The sequence below is a fragment of the Halomonas sp. A29 genome (genome assembly GCF_046723295.1).
In the GTDB taxonomy this organism is placed as follows: Bacteria; Pseudomonadota; Gammaproteobacteria; order Pseudomonadales; family Halomonadaceae; genus Halomonas.
The window spans coordinates 20,519-36,842 of sequence record NZ_JAXQPR010000006.1 but is presented as its reverse complement, the minus strand read 5'-3'; the positions used below and the strand labels follow the sequence as shown (position 1 = coordinate 36,842).

The 16,324-nt window shown below is 64.0% G+C and carries 17 protein-coding genes; 12 read left to right on the top strand and 5 right to left on the bottom strand.

From position 1 onward, the window contains the following. Window positions 1–315 precede the first annotated feature (315 nt). The 4 genes from SPH52_RS12605 to SPH52_RS12590 are packed head-to-tail and all read left to right on the top strand — an operon-like array spanning window position 316 to window position 3,794. Window positions 316–1,371, top strand: a complete 1,056-nt coding sequence (locus SPH52_RS12605; protein ID WP_411795381.1) for a TRAP transporter substrate-binding protein — start codon at window positions 316–318, stop codon at window positions 1,369–1,371. Between the two features lie 27 nt (window positions 1,372–1,398). Beyond that, window positions 1,399–1,953 carry a TRAP transporter small permease gene (locus SPH52_RS12600; RefSeq protein ID WP_411795380.1) on the top strand — a complete coding sequence of 185 codons (555 nt, stop codon included), beginning with the start codon at window positions 1,399–1,401 and terminating at the stop codon, window positions 1,951–1,953. Then, complete coding sequence (locus tag SPH52_RS12595) at window positions 1,946–3,241, top strand: TRAP transporter large permease (RefSeq protein ID WP_411795379.1); 1,296 nt, start codon at window positions 1,946–1,948, stop codon at window positions 3,239–3,241. Before SPH52_RS12600 ends, SPH52_RS12595 begins: the two co-directional genes overlap by 8 nt. Window positions 3,242–3,275: 34 nt before the next feature. After that, the gene (locus SPH52_RS12590) at window positions 3,276–3,794 is read left to right on the top strand and encodes a MarR family winged helix-turn-helix transcriptional regulator (RefSeq protein ID WP_411795378.1); all 519 of its coding nucleotides are present in this window, start codon (window positions 3,276–3,278) and stop codon (window positions 3,792–3,794) included. Window positions 3,795–3,807: 13 nt separating this feature from the next. Here the strand turns inward: SPH52_RS12590 and SPH52_RS12585 are convergent, their stop codons facing one another. From SPH52_RS12585 to SPH52_RS12575, 3 genes are all read right to left on the bottom strand, one after another. Further along, window positions 3,808–4,317: a DUF1566 domain-containing protein gene (locus SPH52_RS12585; protein WP_411795377.1), complete on the bottom strand. Its 510-nt coding sequence runs from the start codon at window positions 4,315–4,317 to the stop codon at window positions 3,808–3,810. Beyond that, a complete protein-coding gene (locus SPH52_RS12580) occupies window positions 4,314–5,159 on the bottom strand; it encodes an IclR family transcriptional regulator (RefSeq protein WP_411795376.1) in 846 nt (281 codons plus the stop codon). Before SPH52_RS12580 ends, SPH52_RS12585 begins: the two co-directional genes overlap by 4 nt. A gap of 130 nt (window positions 5,160–5,289) precedes the next feature. Then, window positions 5,290–6,081 carry an enoyl-CoA hydratase gene (locus SPH52_RS12575; RefSeq protein WP_411795375.1) on the bottom strand — a complete coding sequence of 264 codons (792 nt, stop codon included), beginning with the start codon at window positions 6,079–6,081 and terminating at the stop codon, window positions 5,290–5,292. 120 nt (window positions 6,082–6,201) lie between these two features. Here SPH52_RS12575 and SPH52_RS12570 point away from each other — a divergent pair, with 120 nt between their 5' ends. After that, complete coding sequence (locus SPH52_RS12570; RefSeq protein ID WP_411795374.1) at window positions 6,202–7,440, top strand: amino acid deaminase; 1,239 nt, start codon at window positions 6,202–6,204, stop codon at window positions 7,438–7,440. 1 nt (window position 7,441) lies between these two features. Here SPH52_RS12570 and SPH52_RS12565 read toward each other — a convergent pair whose 3' ends face one another. Further along, window positions 7,442–8,338 (bottom strand): DMT family transporter, encoded by an 897-nt coding sequence (locus SPH52_RS12565; RefSeq protein ID WP_411795373.1) that lies wholly within the window; start codon window positions 8,336–8,338, stop codon window positions 7,442–7,444. A 153-nt stretch (window positions 8,339–8,491) separates the two neighbouring features. Between SPH52_RS12565 and SPH52_RS12560 the strand changes: the two genes are divergently transcribed. Together SPH52_RS12560 and SPH52_RS12555 are read left to right on the top strand one after the other, a co-directional pair. Then, window positions 8,492–9,223: a hypothetical protein gene (locus tag SPH52_RS12560; RefSeq protein ID WP_411795372.1), complete on the top strand. Its 732-nt coding sequence runs from the start codon at window positions 8,492–8,494 to the stop codon at window positions 9,221–9,223. 74 nt (window positions 9,224–9,297) lie between these two features. Further along, window positions 9,298–9,636: a hypothetical protein gene (locus SPH52_RS12555; protein WP_411795371.1), complete on the top strand. Its 339-nt coding sequence runs from the start codon at window positions 9,298–9,300 to the stop codon at window positions 9,634–9,636. Between the two features lie 85 nt (window positions 9,637–9,721). Here the strand turns inward: SPH52_RS12555 and serA are convergent, their stop codons facing one another. Beyond that, complete coding sequence (gene serA, locus SPH52_RS12550; RefSeq protein ID WP_411795370.1) at window positions 9,722–10,972, bottom strand: phosphoglycerate dehydrogenase; 1,251 nt, start codon at window positions 10,970–10,972, stop codon at window positions 9,722–9,724. 198 nt (window positions 10,973–11,170) lie between these two features. On the opposite strand from serA, the gene SPH52_RS12545 reads away from it, so the two are divergent. The 5 genes from SPH52_RS12545 to SPH52_RS12525 all read left to right on the top strand — a co-directional run bounded on the left by SPH52_RS12545 (window position 11,171) and on the right by SPH52_RS12525 (window position 16,320). Next, on the top strand, window positions 11,171–11,467 hold the full coding sequence (locus tag SPH52_RS12545; RefSeq protein WP_411795369.1) for an exodeoxyribonuclease VII small subunit: 297 nt from the start codon (window positions 11,171–11,173) through the stop codon (window positions 11,465–11,467). Continuing rightward, window positions 11,457–12,341 carry a (2E,6E)-farnesyl diphosphate synthase gene (ispA, locus tag SPH52_RS12540; protein WP_411795368.1) on the top strand — a complete coding sequence of 295 codons (885 nt, stop codon included), beginning with the start codon at window positions 11,457–11,459 and terminating at the stop codon, window positions 12,339–12,341. The genes SPH52_RS12545 and ispA overlap by 11 nt, the downstream gene beginning before the upstream one ends. Window positions 12,342–12,377: 36 nt before the next feature. Next, window positions 12,378–14,303, top strand: a complete 1,926-nt coding sequence (gene dxs, locus SPH52_RS12535) for a 1-deoxy-D-xylulose-5-phosphate synthase (protein WP_411795367.1) — start codon at window positions 12,378–12,380, stop codon at window positions 14,301–14,303. A gap of 800 nt (window positions 14,304–15,103) precedes the next feature. Continuing rightward, window positions 15,104–15,517 (top strand): copper resistance protein NlpE N-terminal domain-containing protein, encoded by a 414-nt coding sequence (locus SPH52_RS12530; protein ID WP_411795366.1) that lies wholly within the window; start codon window positions 15,104–15,106, stop codon window positions 15,515–15,517. 53 nt (window positions 15,518–15,570) lie between these two features. Continuing rightward, window positions 15,571–16,320, top strand: a complete 750-nt coding sequence (locus SPH52_RS12525; RefSeq protein ID WP_411795365.1) for a hypothetical protein — start codon at window positions 15,571–15,573, stop codon at window positions 16,318–16,320. Window positions 16,321–16,324: the final 4 nt, after the last annotated feature.

Sequence of the window (16,324 nt, the reverse complement as noted above, 5' to 3'; positions counted from 1 at the left end):
CTCGAATGATCGCAGCATAGTTGTTATTGAAACTATATGTCCAGCAAACCACGGACCAGGAGAGGAGGCAAGAGGGAAGAGAAAGGCAGAAAATTGCCAGAGATCATGGCTTTCTGGCTTTTTTGCTACCTAAGTCTAATGCCAATCAATGGCAAATTAGTTGCAGAGGAGAGTAACTGGCGGCATGGTGACAGCGTGAATAAGACAGGCTGCCGCGCGCTGATCTCCTCTGCCGGCAAACGCGCAGCCGCGATACAACAACGCAGGCACACACGTGGCACGAGCACGCCTCCCGTGACGACCCAGGAGCACGCAATGAAGAATACCAATCGCCTCATGATCGGCGCCGTGGCAGCGTTCGGTTTCAGCCTCGGCACGTCTGCCTTGGCCCAGGAAACCATTACCGTCAGCACCTGGGGCGGCCCCAACCACGGCATCAACACCATCGTCTGGCCCACCTGGAAGGCCTGGATCGAAGAGGCCACCGAAGGCCGCGTGACCGTCGAGGTGGTTCACGACATGGGCCCGCCCGCCGCCCAGATGGAAATCGTGGCCGATGGCATCGCCGACGCCAGCTGGATCTTCCATGCCCATATGGCCGGTCGTTTCCTGGCTACGCAGCTACCCGAATTCCCCACTTTCGAGGAGTTCTCCTCCGAGGATGCCGCCGCGGCCTACTGGCATACGCATCAGGAATACCTGGCGCAGGCCAATGAGCACCGCGGTGTCGACGTGCTGGCGATGGGCGTGCACGGTCCGGGTCAGATCTTCACCCGCGACCAGTTCGATTCTCTCGATCAGCTCTCCGGCAAGCGCTTGAGGGTTGGCGGTGGGGTGATGAGCGGTCTTTCCGACGCCATGGGCGTGACCGGAGTGGCGCTGCCACCCACCGGTGTCTACGAAGCGGCCTCCCAGGGCGTGGTCGATGGCGCCATGCTCACATTGGAAAGCCTGCGCAGCTTCCGTGTCGCCGAGGTCGCGCCGCATACGCTGACCGTCGATGGCGGCTTCTACCGCGGCAGTTTTGCCATCGTCATGAACCCGATGTTCTGGGATCAGATCTCGCCCGAGGATCGTGAGGCGATCGAGGCGGTCTCCGGCGAGCACCTGTCGCGCCTGTTCGGCTACATGATGGATGTCTCCGACGAGAGCGGCGTCGAGTTCGGCAAGGAGCGCGGTGCCACCTTTACCCAGGTGCCCGAAGCGGATATCGAGATGCTGCGCGGCGTGACCGACAATCTGATTGCCGAGTGGACCACTGCCGTGGCCGACCGCGGTATCGATGCCGAAGCGGCTCTTGCCCACTTCCGCGAGCAGCTGGCCCAGGCCGCCGAGAGCGAAGGCATCGCCGATCGTGTCGTACGCCAGTAAAACTCTTCGACCCCCGGAGGCTTGACCATGCCGACCTCGTCCCCGTTCCTGTTGCGGGTCGGCCGTGTCATGCAGTTGACGCTGGAGGGGGTGGCAGGCGCCACCCTCTTCGCCATGATGCTGTTGACCACGGCGGATGTGACCGGACGCTACTTCTTCAACTCGCCGATCCTCGGTACCGTCGAGCTGACTCAACTGATGCTGGCCGCGCTGGTATTCCTGTCGCTGCCGGTGGTGTGCTGGCGCGAGGAGCACGTCAGCGTCGACCTGCTCGACAGCGTCTTCCCGGCGCGGCTGATCTGGATTCGCCAGGTGCTGGTCAACCTGATCGTCACCGGGGCGCTGTGGATCATGGCCCGGCGCGTGTGGGCGCTGGGCGAGCGCGCCATGCAGTGGGGCGACGTCACCGAGTTCCTGCGTATCCCCAACGGCTATCTCATCTACCTGATCGCGACCATGCTGGCCGCCTCGGCCGCCCTGACCCTGCTGCGCGCGCTGTTCTACCTGCTCGAAGGCGTGGGTGTACTCGCACGCGGCGGCCCGCTCAGTCCCGAGAAAGGCAAGGGAGGCGACAATGACTGAAGCGCTCTACGGCTTCGCCGCCCTGCTGCTGCTGGCGTTCCTGCGGGTGCCGCTGGCCTTTGCCATGGGCATCGTCGGCTTCGCCGGCTTCTATTACCTGACCGGCAACTGGAACGCCGCTGAGTCGATGGCCGCCCGGCGGGTGGTGGATACCGCCATGGACTACGGCCTGTCGGTGATCCCGCTGTTCATCCTGATGGGTAACCTGGTCTCCCATGCCGGGCTGTCGGACGCGCTGTTCCGCGCCTCCAACGGCTTTCTCGGCCACCGCAAGGGCGGCCAGGCCATGGCCACCATCGTCGCCTGCGGCGGCTTCAGCGCCATCTGCGGCTCGAGCCTGGCCACCTGCGCCACCATGGGCCGGGTCGCCATGCCACAGATGCGCAAGTACGGCTACAAGGACACCCTGGCCTCGGCCTCCATCGCCGCCGGCGGCACGCTCGGCATCCTGATCCCGCCCAGCGTGATGCTGGTGATCTACGGCATCCTCACCGAGACCAGCATTCGCGAACTGTTCGCCGCCGGTTTCATCCCTGGCATCCTGGGTATCCTGCTCTACCTGGGCTCGGTCAAATGGGTGCTGTGGCGCGACCCGTCGGCAGGCCCTGCCGGCGAGCGCGTGGCCTGGCCCGAGCGCATGAAGGCACTCAAGAGCGTAGGCAGCACCCTGGCGCTGTTCGTGCTGGTGATCGGCGGCATCTACCTCGGCGTGTTCACCCCCACCGAAGCGGCAGGCATCGGTGCCATGGGGGCTTTCATCATCGCCCTGATGCGCCGTGCGTTGACGCCCCAAGTACTGATGAACGTGCTGATGGACACCGTGCGCACCACCGCCATGCTGTTCGCCGTGGTGCTCACCGCGCTGATCTTCGCCAACTTCATCAACCGCGCCGGGCTGCCCAGCGACCTGCTGGCCTTCGTCAACGGACTCGATATCGCGCCGTTCCTAGTGATTCTGGTGATATTGGCCATCTACGTGCTGCTCGGCTGCGTGTTCGAGAGCATGTCGATGCTGCTGCTCACCGTGCCGGTGTTCTTCCCGGTGGTGGCGGGGCTCGGCTTCGACCTGGTGTGGTTCGGCATCCTGGTGGTGATCGTGATCGAGATCAGCCTGATCACCCCGCCGGTGGGGATGAACGTGTTCGTGCTGCGGGCGGTGCTGCCGGACGTCTCCACGGGCACGATCTTCCGCGGCGTGACGCCGTTCTGGGTGGCCGGGATGGTGCGTGCGTTGCTGGTGCTGGTGTTCCCGGGTATCGTGCTGTTCCTGCCGCAATTGCTCTATTGACCGCTGCCAAGCGTAGAGTGAGGAGTCTCGAAAAATGAACACGGAAGAGCCCCAGGCCGGCTTCGCCAGGGAGGGCGACGAGAGCCTGGTCGAGCCATCGACGAAGCCGGAGCTGGATCTCAATCAGTTCCTGCCCTACCGGCTCAACAGCCTGGCCGATCGCATCAGCCAGGCGCTGGCCGAGCTTTACGAGGAGCGCTATCAGCTCAATATCGCGCAGTGGCGGGTGCTCGCTTGGCTCAGCCACTGCGACGAGCTGACGGCAAAGAAGATCTGCACCTACACCAACATGGACAAGGCCCGCGTGTCGCGGGCGATCCAGGCGCTGGAGGAACGCGGCCTGATCAGCCGCACACCCGCTCCCGAAGATCAGCGCCAGCAGGATCTCCACCTCACCGCCGCCGGCCGGACGCTGCTGACCAAGCTGATTCCCGAGGCCCAGGCCTGGGAGGCGGAGCTGGTTGCCACCCTTACCGCCGGTGAGTATCGCGACCTGCTCAATGTGATGCGCAAGCTCGAGCGTCAGTTGGAGCGAATAGGCGAAAAAAGCTAGTGGCCCGCCTGGACTATGGTGCCAGGCAGTGGGCAGCGGCCTCACCCAGCGACATCACCGGGCGTAGGTAGAACTGTCCGGCCATGTTGCAACGCGTACGGCCTTCGCCGGCGAAGTCGACGAAGCAGTCCTGCTGCGAGTGGCCACCGGCGGTGACCTGATTCCAATACCAGCCTGAGGGCGTGTCGGGAAAGGCCATGCTATCGATCGCCATGCCCCGGTCATCGCCTGGTTGCATCAGGCCACGCAGCTCGAAGAAGCGCGGTAGGCGCCATGGGCAGTCGGCCGTGGCCAAGGCGTCGACTCGCGCCTCGGCGTCGCTCAGATGCAGGCGTTCGGCCTCGCCGAGGCAGTGTCCGTCGTGAAAAAGCTGTCCCAGGCTACAGCGCATCCAGACGAGCTGTTGGCGCGAGTCCACCACCAAGCCACTGTGGCTGGTGTCATATCTTGCCGCGCCGTCACCGTGAGCGCTGCTCCAGGCCAGCAGGAGACCCGCAACGAGCAGCGTACGGCTTCGGCTCATGCTTCGACCGAGGCCTCGGTGGGGCTGGGAACCTGCCCGCCCAGGCGAGCGGTGATCTCGGCGGCGGTCTCGCGCACCAGCTCGCCCAGTTCCAGCAACCGCGCTTCGGGGATGCGCGCTACCGGCCCCGACACCGAGATCGCCGCCAGCGGCGTGCCGTGCTGGTCGTGCAGGCAGGCCGCCACGCAGTGGAGGCCGATGGCATGTTCCTCGCGGTCGCAGGCGAAGCCTTGCTGGCGCACCTCGGCAAGGTTGGCGCGCAGCGTCTCCGGGGTGTGCAGGGTATTCTCGGTGACCCGCTCCAGGCCGCGTTCGGCCAGTACCCGTTCGAACTCGTCATCGGGCAGCCAGGCCATCAGCGCCTTGCCCACCCCCGAGGCGTGCAGCGGTGCGCGTGAGCCGAGCCGGGTGATCATGCGCATCATCTGCGGCGATTCGCTCTGGGCCAGGAACACTGCCGTGGCGCCGTCGCGGATGCCCAGGTTGGCGGTCTCGCCGGTCTGGGCGGTCAGGCGGCGCAGGAAGGGCCGGCTGGTGGCAACGAAGTCACGCGCCTCGAGGAAGCTGTTGCCGATGCGGAAGGTCTTGACGTCGATCTTCCACACGCCGAGTTCGCCATCCTGGGTAATGAAGCCCTGCCCTTGCAGGGCCTGCAGCAGGCGGTGGGTGGTGGAAGGGGCCAGGTCGACCATCTCGGCCAGTTCGGACAGCGCCAGGCCGCCCGGAGTGGCTGCCAGCCGCTCGAGCAGATTGAGCCCGCGCACCAGCGACTGGCTATGACCGCTGGCGCTCTTGCCGGGGCCGGGCGGCCGCCCGGCCGTTCTGCGTTTGACTTCACTCACCTGCGTACTTCCTCTCCGAATGACCTGGCGGACCTTTCTGCGAAGGCCAGCGACAGGATACCGCCTCGCCGTCGGCTTGTCTCGATTGCGGAAATGCCTTCCACTCTACTCGTGCGGTGGCGAAATGCTGTCATTGATGTCGCCACTGGGGCTCCCGCTTACCGACAAAGGCGTCGATGCCTTCGGCCGCGTCCTCGGCCAGCATGTTGCAGGCCATGGTTTCGCCGGCGAAGGCGTAGGCTTCGTTCAGCGGCATTTGCAACTGGCGCTGGAACATCGCCTTGCCGGTGCGCAGTGCCACACGGCTCTTGGCGCAGATGCTGGCGGTAAGCTCAGCGAGCGCCTCGTCCAGCGCTTCGTCGTCGGCCACGCGATTGATCAGGCCCCATTCGAGTGCCTGGTCGGCGTCGATGAACTCACCGGTGAACAGCATTTCCATGGCGCGCTTGCGATTGATACTGCGCGACAGCGCCACGGCGGGGGTCGAACAGAACAGCCCGACGTTGATGCCCGACACCGCGAAGCGCGCCGACCTAGCCGCCACCGCCAGGTCGCAGCTGGCCACCAGCTGGCAGCCGGCTGCCGTAGCCAGCCCCTGAACTCTGGCGATCACCGGCACCGGCAGGTTGACGATGCGCTGCATGACCTCGCCGCAGCGGGCGAACAGCTCCTGGTAATAAGCCTTGTCGGGGTTGGCGCGCATCTCCTTGAGATCGTGCCCGGCGCAGAAGGCGCGCCCCTCGGCGGCGATGACTACGCAGTGCACCGAGTCATCGTTGGCCAGGCGGGCTAGCTCGCCGCCCAGCGCCTTGAGTACCTCTTCCGAAAGCGCATTGAACTGGCGCGGCCGGTTCAGCGTGAGGGTGGCGACCCCGCATTGGTCGCGGCGAATCACCGGGCGCTCATCGACGGTTGTCGTCATTGTCGTATCCTGTAGAAACGTGCCCGCCACCAGCCTAGCCTGTCGAGCACGTTTTTCATCAGACCTGCGACCAAAGACGGTGTGTCCGGCTGCCTGGCGCCCACCCAGCGAGAGCTAAGCATGAACGATTCGAGCCCTGACCACGAAGACCTGCATAAAGGCATGCCACAGACGGGCAACCGGCTATTGGCCGACGTCAGCCTGCCTGCCGCGGTTATCCACGAGCCGGCGCTGGCCCACAACCTGGCATGGATGCAGCGCTTCTGCGATGACCATGGCGCACGCCTGGCCCCTCACGGCAAGACCACCATGTGCCCCGAGCTGTTCCGGCGCCAGCTTGCCGCCGGCGCCTGGGGGATCACCCTGGCCACCGCTCCCCAGTGCCGGGCGGCTTTTCGTCACGGCGTTCATCGCCTGCTGATGGCCAACCAGCTCGTCGGCGAGGCCAACATGACGATCGTCGCCGAGCTGCTGGAAGCCGGTGCGGACTTCTACTGCGTGGTCGACAGTATCGCCAACGTCGAGCAATTGGCGCGCTATTTCACCGCCCGTGGCCTGCGTCTCAAGGTCTTGATCGAGCTGGGGATGCCTGGCGGACGCTGCGGTTGCCGCGATACCGATGAAGTGATGGCGCTGGCCGAGCGCATCGACAGCGAGCAGGCGCTGGTATTGTCCGGGTTGGAGGGCTACGAAGGCGTGGTGCATGGCAACGAGCCCGGCCGAGCCGTGCGCGCCTATGCCTGGCAACTGGTCGAGGCGGCCCAGGCGCTGGAGCGCGATGCCCTGATCGAGACGCCGCAGCCGCTGATCACGGCATCCGGCTCGGCCTGGTACGATTTGATCGCCGGGGTGTTCAGCGAGGCACGGCTGGGCGCCCGGTTCGTGCCGGTGCTGCGCCCCGGATGCTACGTGGTGCACGACCATGGCATCTATCGCCAGGCCCAACGCGAGATTCTGGGCCGGCAGCCCCAGATCGAGCTCGGGCTGAAGCCGGCGCTCGAGATATTCGCCCAGGTGATCTCTCTTCCCGAGCCGGGGCTTGCCATCGTTGGCATGGGCAAGCGCGACATCGGTCACGACCAGTTGCCCGAGCCGCTGAGGCGCTATCGGGAGGGCGACGAGCGAGGTCGTTCGCTGCCGGTGCAGGGCTGGCGCGTGACCAAGCTGATGGACCAGCACGCCTTCGTCAGTCTTCCCACGGATGAGGATGAGCCCGGTAACGGCAATGGCCGGGTACGAGTGGGCGATATCGTCGCCTTCGGCGCTTCCCACCCTTGCCTGACCTTCGACAAGTGGCGGCGGATCTGCCGTGTCGACGAGCGGCTTGAGGTGGTCGAGGTGATGCAAACCTGTTTCTAGTCTAAGGGGAGCGCTCGCGAGCGGCCTTGAGCCGCGCCAATCTGTCGCCGAACAGGTAAGCCCCCAGCGCCACCAGGATCAGCACGGCGCCTGCCAGCATCGAGGAGGAAGGCTGCTCTTGGTTGAGCGTCATACCGAGGCCCAGCGCCAGGATCGGGGTGATCAGCGTGACCAGCGCCACGGTAGCGGCAGTAAGCCGCGAAAGGATCAGGAAGTAGCAGAGAAAGCCCAGCAGCGAACCGAACAGGGCCAGGTAGAGGACCGACCACAGCCCGCGAGCACTCAGCGGCACCGCCATGGGTTCGCCGCTGATCAGCCACAGGATGAAGAAGCACGGCAGGCTCAAGCCCAGCGCGCCAAGCGTCTGCTCCAGTGGGCCGAGGCCCGCGGCCACACGTTGCACTGCGATGCCGCTGCCGCTGAACAGGGTCACTGCCAGAAGCATCATGAGCAGGGCCGGCAGTTGGTCGCTACCCAGCACCAGGCTGTCGGCGAACACCACGGCCAGGCCAGCCACGCCGAGCAGGCAGCCGAACCAGTGCCAGCGGCGCAGCTTCACCGCACCGGGCAGTAGCTGCAGGATCAGCCCTGAGATCAGCGGTGCCATGCCGAAAATCACCGACATCATGCCGGAGGGCAGCGTCATCGAGGCGTGATAGCTGAGCGCCATGGCGCCAAACACCCCGGGGACAGCCGCTGCATAGCTCTTCATGGCACGTGTGTCCCGGCGCAGGCGCCGACGCAGCAGCAGCAGTACCGCCAGCCCCGCCAGGAAAGCTATCAGCATGCGCAGCATCACGCTGCCCACCGGCGCGCCCGCCTCGGCGCTCCACTTGATGGCCAGTGGCGTGGTGGCCCACACCAGCACTACGATCAGGTAGGCGGCGGCAGTCGGCATGCGGGTCTTCCCTGGTAGCGATGCTTAGGATGCTTTGGACATTAATCATTAGCATAACAAGAACTACCGCGTCGAATCGCCGAGGCTGCCGCAGCAGCTAGCTTGGACGTCTCGACTAACGAGTCCCGAGAGATGACTATCAGAGAGGTATCGATGCAAAGTGCACAGTGTCTGGGTATCTTGCTGCCCGAGGATGGTCCGAGCGACTATGAATGGTACGGGCTGGACCGGCGCGAGTCCGGTGAACTGCCCTCCATTGAAGTGGGCAAGGTGATCAGCGATGGCCACCATGAACACGCCGCCCTGATGTCGCTCGGGGCTATCGAGCGCCTGGCGGCGGTGGGTGAAGGGCTGGTCAAGGACAGGGGTGCCCAGGCGGTGGTGTGGGCCTGTACCAGCGGCAGTTTCATCGGCGGGCTGAAGTGGTCGCTGACTCAATCGCGGGAGCTTTCCCGTTGGCTCGGAGTTCCGGTGACCAGCACCGCGCTGGCGTTTCGCGATGCCCTGGAAGCCTTGCGCTATCGTCGAGTCGACCTATTGAGTCCCTATCCGCCGGACGTTACCGAGCAACTGGTGCGGTTCCTGCAGGATGGCGGTGTGACTGTGGTGAATCACGAGGTCCTGGATTGTCCCTATGCGGCCGACTCTCATCGTCTCGACATCGTCGCGGCCGTGCGCGACTTCGCCAAGCGACATGGATCGGACGATCCAATTCTGGTTCCCGATACCGCCATCAACACCCTGGAGCTGGTCGAGATGCTGAATCGCGAGGCCGGCCGGGCGGTGCTGACGGCGAATCAAGTGAGCCTGTGGGCGGGCCTGCGGTTGCTGGAGCGGCAGGTTGGCCCAGCCCGTTACCTGCAGGCATTGGCTAAAGTGGCATAACCTGGGTTAGCTAGAGAAACGACGAGGTCTGTTATGTTCGAAGCAGGGCGGGTATCTCTGTCATTGGAGGACGAATGAGCGACGAACTGAGTGAGTTCGAGCAAAGCGTCAAGCGTGAGATCGACGCTTTTTTGAAACCCGGCCATGTGCCTTCTCCAGCCCTCGACTTGCCAGGAGAAACGAGCCCCGGGAAGAAGCGCTCGAAGCCGGTTGGCGACAAGCCGGCCCAGTCCTACAAGACCGGGCACTTGGTCCGGCTGGCCGTGAGAACGCGCAAGCTGGAAGCCGACACCGTTTTCGAGCATCGCTCCACCAGCATTTCCAAGCTGGAAGCCCAACTGGAAGCCGAGAAGGCCGCCAGGAAGGCCGGCTATCCGATCGTCGGGTATGTGATCGATATCCAGAGTCTCTGAGTGAGCCTCTGAGCGAAGTACCTTCAAACGAAAGCCGCCGCACCTGATGGCGCGGCGGCTTGAGGCCAAACGGCGCGGCTATTTCTTATCCTTCGAAATTGGTCTCGGAATAGAGCACTCGCACGCGCAGGGTGTGTTCGACCTTGCGCAGTGCCTCGAGGGCCTGGGGGCCGTAGGCCTTGTCGACATCGATGACCACGTAGCCGACCTTGTCGTTGGTCTGCAGGTACTGGCCGGAGATGTTGATGCCGCTCTCGGAGAGCACCCGGTTGATCTCGGAGAGCACGCCCGGCACATTGTCGTGGATATGCAGTACGCGATGCTTGTCCGGGTGCGCCGGCAGCGCCACTTCGGGGAAGTTGACCGAGGTGACGGTGGTGCCGTTGTCGGAATAGGTAATCATCTTCTCGGAGACCTCGATGCCGATGTTCTCCTGGGCTTCGAGGGTGGAGCCGCCGACGTGCGGCGTGAGGATCACGTTGGGAATCCCGCGCAGCGGACTGACGAACTCCTCGTCGTTGCCCTTGGGCTCCACCGGGAAGACATCGATGGCGGCACCGTAGAGGCGACCGGCCTCAAGGGCGGCCGCCAGATCTTCGATCACCACCACGCTGCCGCGGGAAGCGTTGATCAGGATGCCGCTGGGCTTCATCAGTGCCAACTGGTCCTTGCCGATCATCCACTTGGTGGAGGGCAGCTCCGGCACGTGCAGACTGACCACGTCCGCCCGGGCCAGCAGCTCCTCGAGGCTCGCCACCTGGTTGGCGTTACCCATGCCGAGCTTGGTCACCACGTCGTAGAAAATGACGTTGAAGCCTAGCGACTCGGCCAGCACAGAGAGCTGGGCACCGATGTTGCCGTAGCCGACGATGCCCAGCGTCTTGCCGCGGGCCTCGTGGGAGTTCTTGGCGCTCTTCAGCCAGCCGCCCTGGTGGGCGCGGGCGTTCTTCTCGGGGATGCCGCGCAGCAGCATGATCGCTTCGGCCAGCACCAGCTCCGCCACCGAACGGGTGTTGGAGTAGGGCGCATTGAACACCGGGATACCGCGCGAAAGCGCCGCCTTCAGGTCGACCTGATTGGTGCCGATGCAGAAGCAGCCCACGGCGTTGAGCTTCTCGGCGGCGGCGAACACGCGCTCGTTGAGCTGAGTGCGCGAGCGAATGCCGAGGAAGTGCACGTCGCGGATCTTCTCGATCAGCGATTCCTCATCGAGCGAGGTGGGCAGGTGCTCGATGTTGGTGTAACCGGCATTCAGAAAATTGTCCACCGCGCTCTGGTGGACGCCCTCGAGCAGCAGGATCTTGATCTTGCTCTTGTCCAGGGACGTTTTGGCCATGGTCGAATCAACCCCTTCTTGGTGCGCCGCGAGCTGGAAACAGGGCGCTCATGTTAACACAACCGCTACGCGCGAAGATGAAAATGCTGCGTCGCAAAGATGAGCGCGCTGCACGTTGCGCGGCGCAGACAGACGACCAGCGGGGCAGTGCGTGTATACTGTGCCTCCTGAAAACAGCGGCGACGAGCTAGAGGTGTCATGGCCGAGCGTGACAAGCAAACGGCGGGCGAGATGGCGGCGAGCGAGGATGCCGAAGTCGATTTCGCTACTACCGTGGAACGACTGGAACAGCTGGTGGAGCAGCTGGAATCCGGCGAGCTGACACTCGAAGGCTCGCTCGCCGCGTTCGAGCAGGGCGTACGCCTGACCCGCGACGCCCAGCGGCGGCTGGACGAGGCCGAGCTGCGCGTGCGCACCCTGATCGAACGTCCCGACGGCAGCACCGACTTCGCACCCTTCGATGCTCCGGCGGTGGAGGACGACAGTGAAGACTGATTCGCTCGCGGTTCTCCTGGCCGCCGACCGGGCGCGCGTCGATGCCTTTCTGGCCCGGGTCTTCGACCAGCGCCGGCCAGCGGCGCCACGGCTGGAAGACGCCATGCGGCACGGCCTGCTGGTGGGCGGCAAGCGCCTGCGGCCGCTGCTGGTCTATCTGGCCGGGCGGGCATTGGGGGCGCATGACGAGGCGCTCGACGCGCCGGCCGCCGCCGTCGAGCTGATCCATGCCTACTCCTTGGTGCACGACGACCTGCCGGCCATGGATGACGACGACCTGCGCCGCGGTCAGCCCACGGTGCACCGTGCCTATGACGAAGCCACGGCGATACTCGCCGGCGATGCATTGCAGACGCTGGCCTTCGAAGTGCTCGCCCGTGCCGCCCACCCGCGGCTGCCGGCGCTGATCCTCACCCTGGCCACGGCCGCCGGCCGCGACGGCATGGTAGGGGGGCAGGCGCTGGACCTGGCGGCCGTTGGCGGCCACCCTGACGTGGAGGCTCTGGCCACCATGCATGCCCACAAGACCGGGGCGCTGATTCGCGCGGCGGTGCGCATGGGGGCGCTGACGGCGGTAGAGGAATCGGACCCCCGCGTCGCGGCGCTGGAGCATTATGCCGAGGCGCTCGGCTTGGCCTTCCAGATTCATGACGACGTCCTCGACGTCACCGGCGACACCCAGACCCTGGGCAAGGCGTCGGGTGCCGACGCCGCGCGTGACAAGCCCACCTATCCGGCCCTGCTGGGGCTGGAAGGTGCCCGCCGCAGGGCCAGCGAGCTGACCGAAGAGGCGCTGGCGGCGCTGGGCTCCCTGGGCGAGGCGGGCGGTCCGCTTGCACAGCTGGCCCGCTACATGATCGAGCGCGACCATTAGCCACATGGCATGACAGCCAGGACGACCGAATCGCACATGAAGCTCTACGACGTAATACCAGTCGAGCGCCCGGTGACCCCGCTGCTCGACTCGCTGGACACACCGGCGGCACTGCGGGCCATGACCGGTGCCCAACTGCTGCAGGTGGCCGACGAGCTGCGCGCCTACCTGCTCTACAGCGTGGGCCGCAGCGGTGGCCACTTCGGCGCCGGTCTGGGGGTGGTGGAGCTCACCGTGGCCCTGCACCACGCCCTGGAAACGCCCCATGACCGACTGGTGTGGGACGTCGGCCACCAGGCCTACCCGCACAAGATCCTCACCGGCCGGCGCGAGACGATGCCCAGCATTCGCCAGTACGGCGGGCTGGCCGCCTTCCCACGACGTGCCGAGTCGCCCTACGACACCTTCGGCGTGGGCCATTCCAGTACCTCGATCTCGGCGGCGCTGGGCATGGCCCTGGCCAGCGCCACCCGAGGCGACAAGCGACGGGTCTGCGCGGTGATAGGCGACGGTGCGCTGACCGCGGGCATGGCCTTCGAAGCGCTGGCCCATGCCGGCCATGTCGATGCCAACCTGCTGGTGGTGCTCAACGACAACGAGATGTCGATCTCCGAGAATGTCGGCGGCATTGCCAGCTATCTGGCAGGAATCCTTTCCAGCAAGCCCTATCTCGCCATCCGCGAGGAGGGCAAGCGGGTGCTGTCGCACCTGCCGGGGGCGCTGGAACTGGCGCGCCGCACCGAGGAGCACATGAAGGGCATGGTCAGCCCGGCCACGCTGTTCGAGGAGATGGGCTTCAACTACATCGGCCCCCTCGACGGTCACGACCTGCCTACCCTGATCCAGACCCTGCGCAACATCCGCGACCTGGACGGCCCGCAGTTCCTCCACGTAAAGACACGCAAGGGGCGCGGCTTCCTACCCGCCGAAGCCGACCCCATCGGTTATCACGCCATCACCAAGCTGGAAAAGAGTGAGCCGGAGAAGAATGGCGAGGCGCCGACCATCAGGCCCACCGCGCCGGCCAAGAAAAAAGCACCCAAGTATTGCAACGTCTTCGGCGATTGGTTGTGCGACATGGCCGCCGTCGACGAGCGGCTGATCGGCATCACCCCGGCGATGCGCGAAGGCTCCGACCTGATCCGCTTCTCCAAGGCTTACCCCGAGCGCTATTACGACGTGGCCATTGCCGAGCAGCATGCGGTGACGCTGGCCGCCGGCATGGCCTGCGAGGCGATGAAACCGGTGGTGGCGATCTACTCGACCTTCCTGCAGCGCGGCTACGACCAGTTGATTCATGACGTGGCGGTGCAGGAGCTCGATGTCACCTTCGCCGTCGACCGTGCCGGCCTGGTGGGCGAGGACGGTCCCACCCATCACGGCAGCATGGATCTCTCCTACCTGCGCTGCGTGCCCGGCATGGTGATCCTGACGCCGGCCGACGAGGCCGAGTGTCGGGCCATGCTCAGTGCCGCCTATCACTATCCCGGTCCCGCTGCGGTGCGCTACCCGCGTGGTAGCGGGCCAGGCGTTGATATTCCCGCCCACCTCGAGCCACTGGAGATCGGCAAGGCCCAGCTTCGTCGCCAGGGCGGTGCCAAGGCGGGACGGCGGGTGGCCCTGCTTTCCTTCGGCAGCCTCAACGGTCCGGCGGCTGAAGTGGCGGAAAACCTCGATGCTACCCTGCTCAACATGCGCTCGGTCAAACCGCTCGACCGTGAGGCGATTCTGGCTGCCGCCGCCGACCACGACCTACTGGTCACACTCGAGGAGAACGTGGTAGCAGGAGGCGCCGGCAGTGGTATCAACGAGTTGCTTGCCGCCGAAGGCATGCAGGTCGCCCTGCTCAACCTGGGCCTGCCCGATACCTTCGTCGAGCACGGCAAGCCCACCGAACTGCTGGCAGAGTGCGGCCTGGACGCCGCCGGTATCGAAGCGGCAATACGCGCCCGCCTCGGCTGAAGCTCACTGGCCGGGCTCATCACCCGGCCGAATTTTTTTGTCGTCGATCCTGTCTTTCTCCCTCTGCAAAGGCCGCGCATTAGCCTTCAGCAAAGTGCTCATCGAGTTTTGTTAACTGCTTGGAAGCCGTCGCTGAGCGGGAATTCTGCGCCTCGCAAATAGGGCTTTACCTGGCAAGACGCTATGCGAAGGGATCTGGCTCGATCGGTGGACACACCGATTTGTCCAGCTTGTAAGATATGTCTTACATGTAATTCAGCCTCCGCTTACGCTTGCAGAGCCCGGACTCGGTGTCACCGAGGTCGCCCTTCTTGGTAAGATGTGTGATGCGAGATCACTTCTCTAATACGCTCAGTTACATTACGGAAATATTGTAGTCCCTCGGGTAGCGTTCCGTTACATACCGCCAGAGAGGGCGAAAGCAGCGAAGAAGTTGGAGGTTTTAAGGAATTCGAGCAGCGCGAAATGTGCTTGAGTGTCTGGCGTAGTGGTCACCTTTTTCATGTGGCGGGCATGTTGGCCGGGTCGCTGACAGTGTTGCCACATAATGCTGTCGCTTCAATATCTCGCCGAGCCATGTTGCGTGACGACGAGATGCTTTGTGTCCAAGGAGCGTATGGCGCGGCAGTCGCCGCATCTTGATTGGATTTTTCTTGAGCTCGTCGAGCGATCCGGCAAGGGTCGCTCGCACTAATTTACGGCTTAACGGCGGCGCGCTTATGTCACGTCTCGATCATTGGGAAACGCTATCAATTTTTGCATGTGCTCGGCGAATGTTGGGTGCTCGGCATGGTTGTTGGATGATCGGTTTGCTCGCCTTGGGGCTGGGCGGTTGTGCCTCGATGTCCAATGATGCTAGCGAGGAATCGTTCGAGTCCGTCGCGCGCTTCGTAGGGACGTTGCCCTGCATCGATTGTCGCATTATTCGTGCGGATCTGACCCTGCATCGTGACCCTGAGACGGGGCGTCCGGACAAGTATTTTCTGCAGCAGACTCATGTCGACGCGATCGGTGGCGATTTTACTTCCACTCAATGGGGCGACTGGCGGCTCATGAGCACGGGTGAGAGTGTTTACTATCACATCGAGAGCCAGGCCAGTCCAATCGTCTTGCGTGTCGAGGAGGAAGGCCAGCGGTTGGGCTGGGTGGCTGATAGGGAGCTTTCGAATATGAGTGCCTCCTACGAACTCATGCGTACCGAGCCTCTGCGCTAGGTGCGCTACCTATTTGCCACGATGAGTATTGCCAGCTAGGAGGGCGCCTGAGTATGCAAAGAACGTTCGATATCGAGTCGTTCATCAAGCTGCGTAGGCAGACTCGGGTCGTCGGTGACCTGTTACATGAACAGGCGATGGATTACCTATCTACCTTGGCATTGCTGATACGCCCCCAGTTGGTTTTTGGTGAGTATCTGCAAGGTGCGCCGCGTGGCAGCGGACGTGAGGCTCAGCATGCCTTCAAGGAGTTCAAGTCGCTGTTCGAGATGACGGCCAACGCTGCGCCCTTTCGGCTGATCCAGGAGCTGGATGTACCGCTGGAGATTCTTGGCTCCACCCCTCAGCTCTACCCTTATGAATATGACGTAATGCTAACTGGGCGGGACCAGCCTGTGCGCATCACCAGTCCTGTACGCTGGGTGGTGGGCTTCAAGGGGTTCGAGCTACAGCGCTTTCGCCAGGTCATTCGAGACCCCAATCGTAGTACAGCGGAGCTGTTCCGCTTCGTCGTGCATTACTTGATGCTTTTTTATTGCATCAATCGCGCTCCAGGGCTGGGGAGGCTGCTGCTGGGACTGCGCTTTCCCGTTAGCTTCGAGAAGCTGATGGATTTTGGCGATATGCCATTTTGTGTCATTGGGTCACCCGTATCATCTCATTTGCCGGATGAGAGCCTGATCCTGAAAAGCACTGAAATTGCCGGAAACAGCACCTTCGAGGAGCTGGTTGACGAGGCGGACATCATGGAAATGGAAGATGCCGTCAGGGAGCGCCTGTTGAAGGCAATCGCCGCAATTTGAAGTT

What these genes read in the sequence shown, in the direction of transcription:
- SPH52_RS12605 (WP_411795381.1), top strand. Translation starts at nt 316, where the DNA reads ATGAAGAATACCAATCGCCTCATGATCGGCGCCGTGGCAGCGTTCGGT.
- SPH52_RS12600 (WP_411795380.1), top strand. Translation starts at nt 1,399, where the DNA reads ATGCCGACCTCGTCCCCGTTCCTGTTGCGGGTCGGCCGTGTCATGCAG.
- SPH52_RS12595 (WP_411795379.1), top strand. Translation starts at nt 1,946, where the DNA reads ATGACTGAAGCGCTCTACGGCTTCGCCGCCCTGCTGCTGCTGGCGTTC.
- SPH52_RS12590 (WP_411795378.1), top strand. Translation starts at nt 3,276, where the DNA reads ATGAACACGGAAGAGCCCCAGGCCGGCTTCGCCAGGGAGGGCGACGAG.
- SPH52_RS12585 (WP_411795377.1), bottom strand. Translation starts at nt 4,317, where the DNA reads ATGAGCCGAAGCCGTACGCTGCTCGTTGCGGGTCTCCTGCTGGCCTGG.
- SPH52_RS12575 (WP_411795375.1), bottom strand. Translation starts at nt 6,081, where the DNA reads ATGACGACAACCGTCGATGAGCGCCCGGTGATTCGCCGCGACCAATGC.
- SPH52_RS12570 (WP_411795374.1), top strand. Translation starts at nt 6,202, where the DNA reads ATGAACGATTCGAGCCCTGACCACGAAGACCTGCATAAAGGCATGCCA.
- SPH52_RS12565 (WP_411795373.1), bottom strand. Translation starts at nt 8,338, where the DNA reads ATGCCGACTGCCGCCGCCTACCTGATCGTAGTGCTGGTGTGGGCCACC.
- SPH52_RS12560 (WP_411795372.1), top strand. Translation starts at nt 8,492, where the DNA reads ATGCAAAGTGCACAGTGTCTGGGTATCTTGCTGCCCGAGGATGGTCCG.
- SPH52_RS12555 (WP_411795371.1), top strand. Translation starts at nt 9,298, where the DNA reads ATGAGCGACGAACTGAGTGAGTTCGAGCAAAGCGTCAAGCGTGAGATC.
- serA (WP_411795370.1), bottom strand. Translation starts at nt 10,972, where the DNA reads ATGGCCAAAACGTCCCTGGACAAGAGCAAGATCAAGATCCTGCTGCTC.
- SPH52_RS12545 (WP_411795369.1), top strand. Translation starts at nt 11,171, where the DNA reads ATGGCCGAGCGTGACAAGCAAACGGCGGGCGAGATGGCGGCGAGCGAG.
- dxs (WP_411795367.1), top strand. Translation starts at nt 12,378, where the DNA reads ATGAAGCTCTACGACGTAATACCAGTCGAGCGCCCGGTGACCCCGCTG.
- SPH52_RS12530 (WP_411795366.1), top strand. Translation starts at nt 15,104, where the DNA reads ATGATCGGTTTGCTCGCCTTGGGGCTGGGCGGTTGTGCCTCGATGTCC.
- SPH52_RS12525 (WP_411795365.1), top strand. Translation starts at nt 15,571, where the DNA reads ATGCAAAGAACGTTCGATATCGAGTCGTTCATCAAGCTGCGTAGGCAG.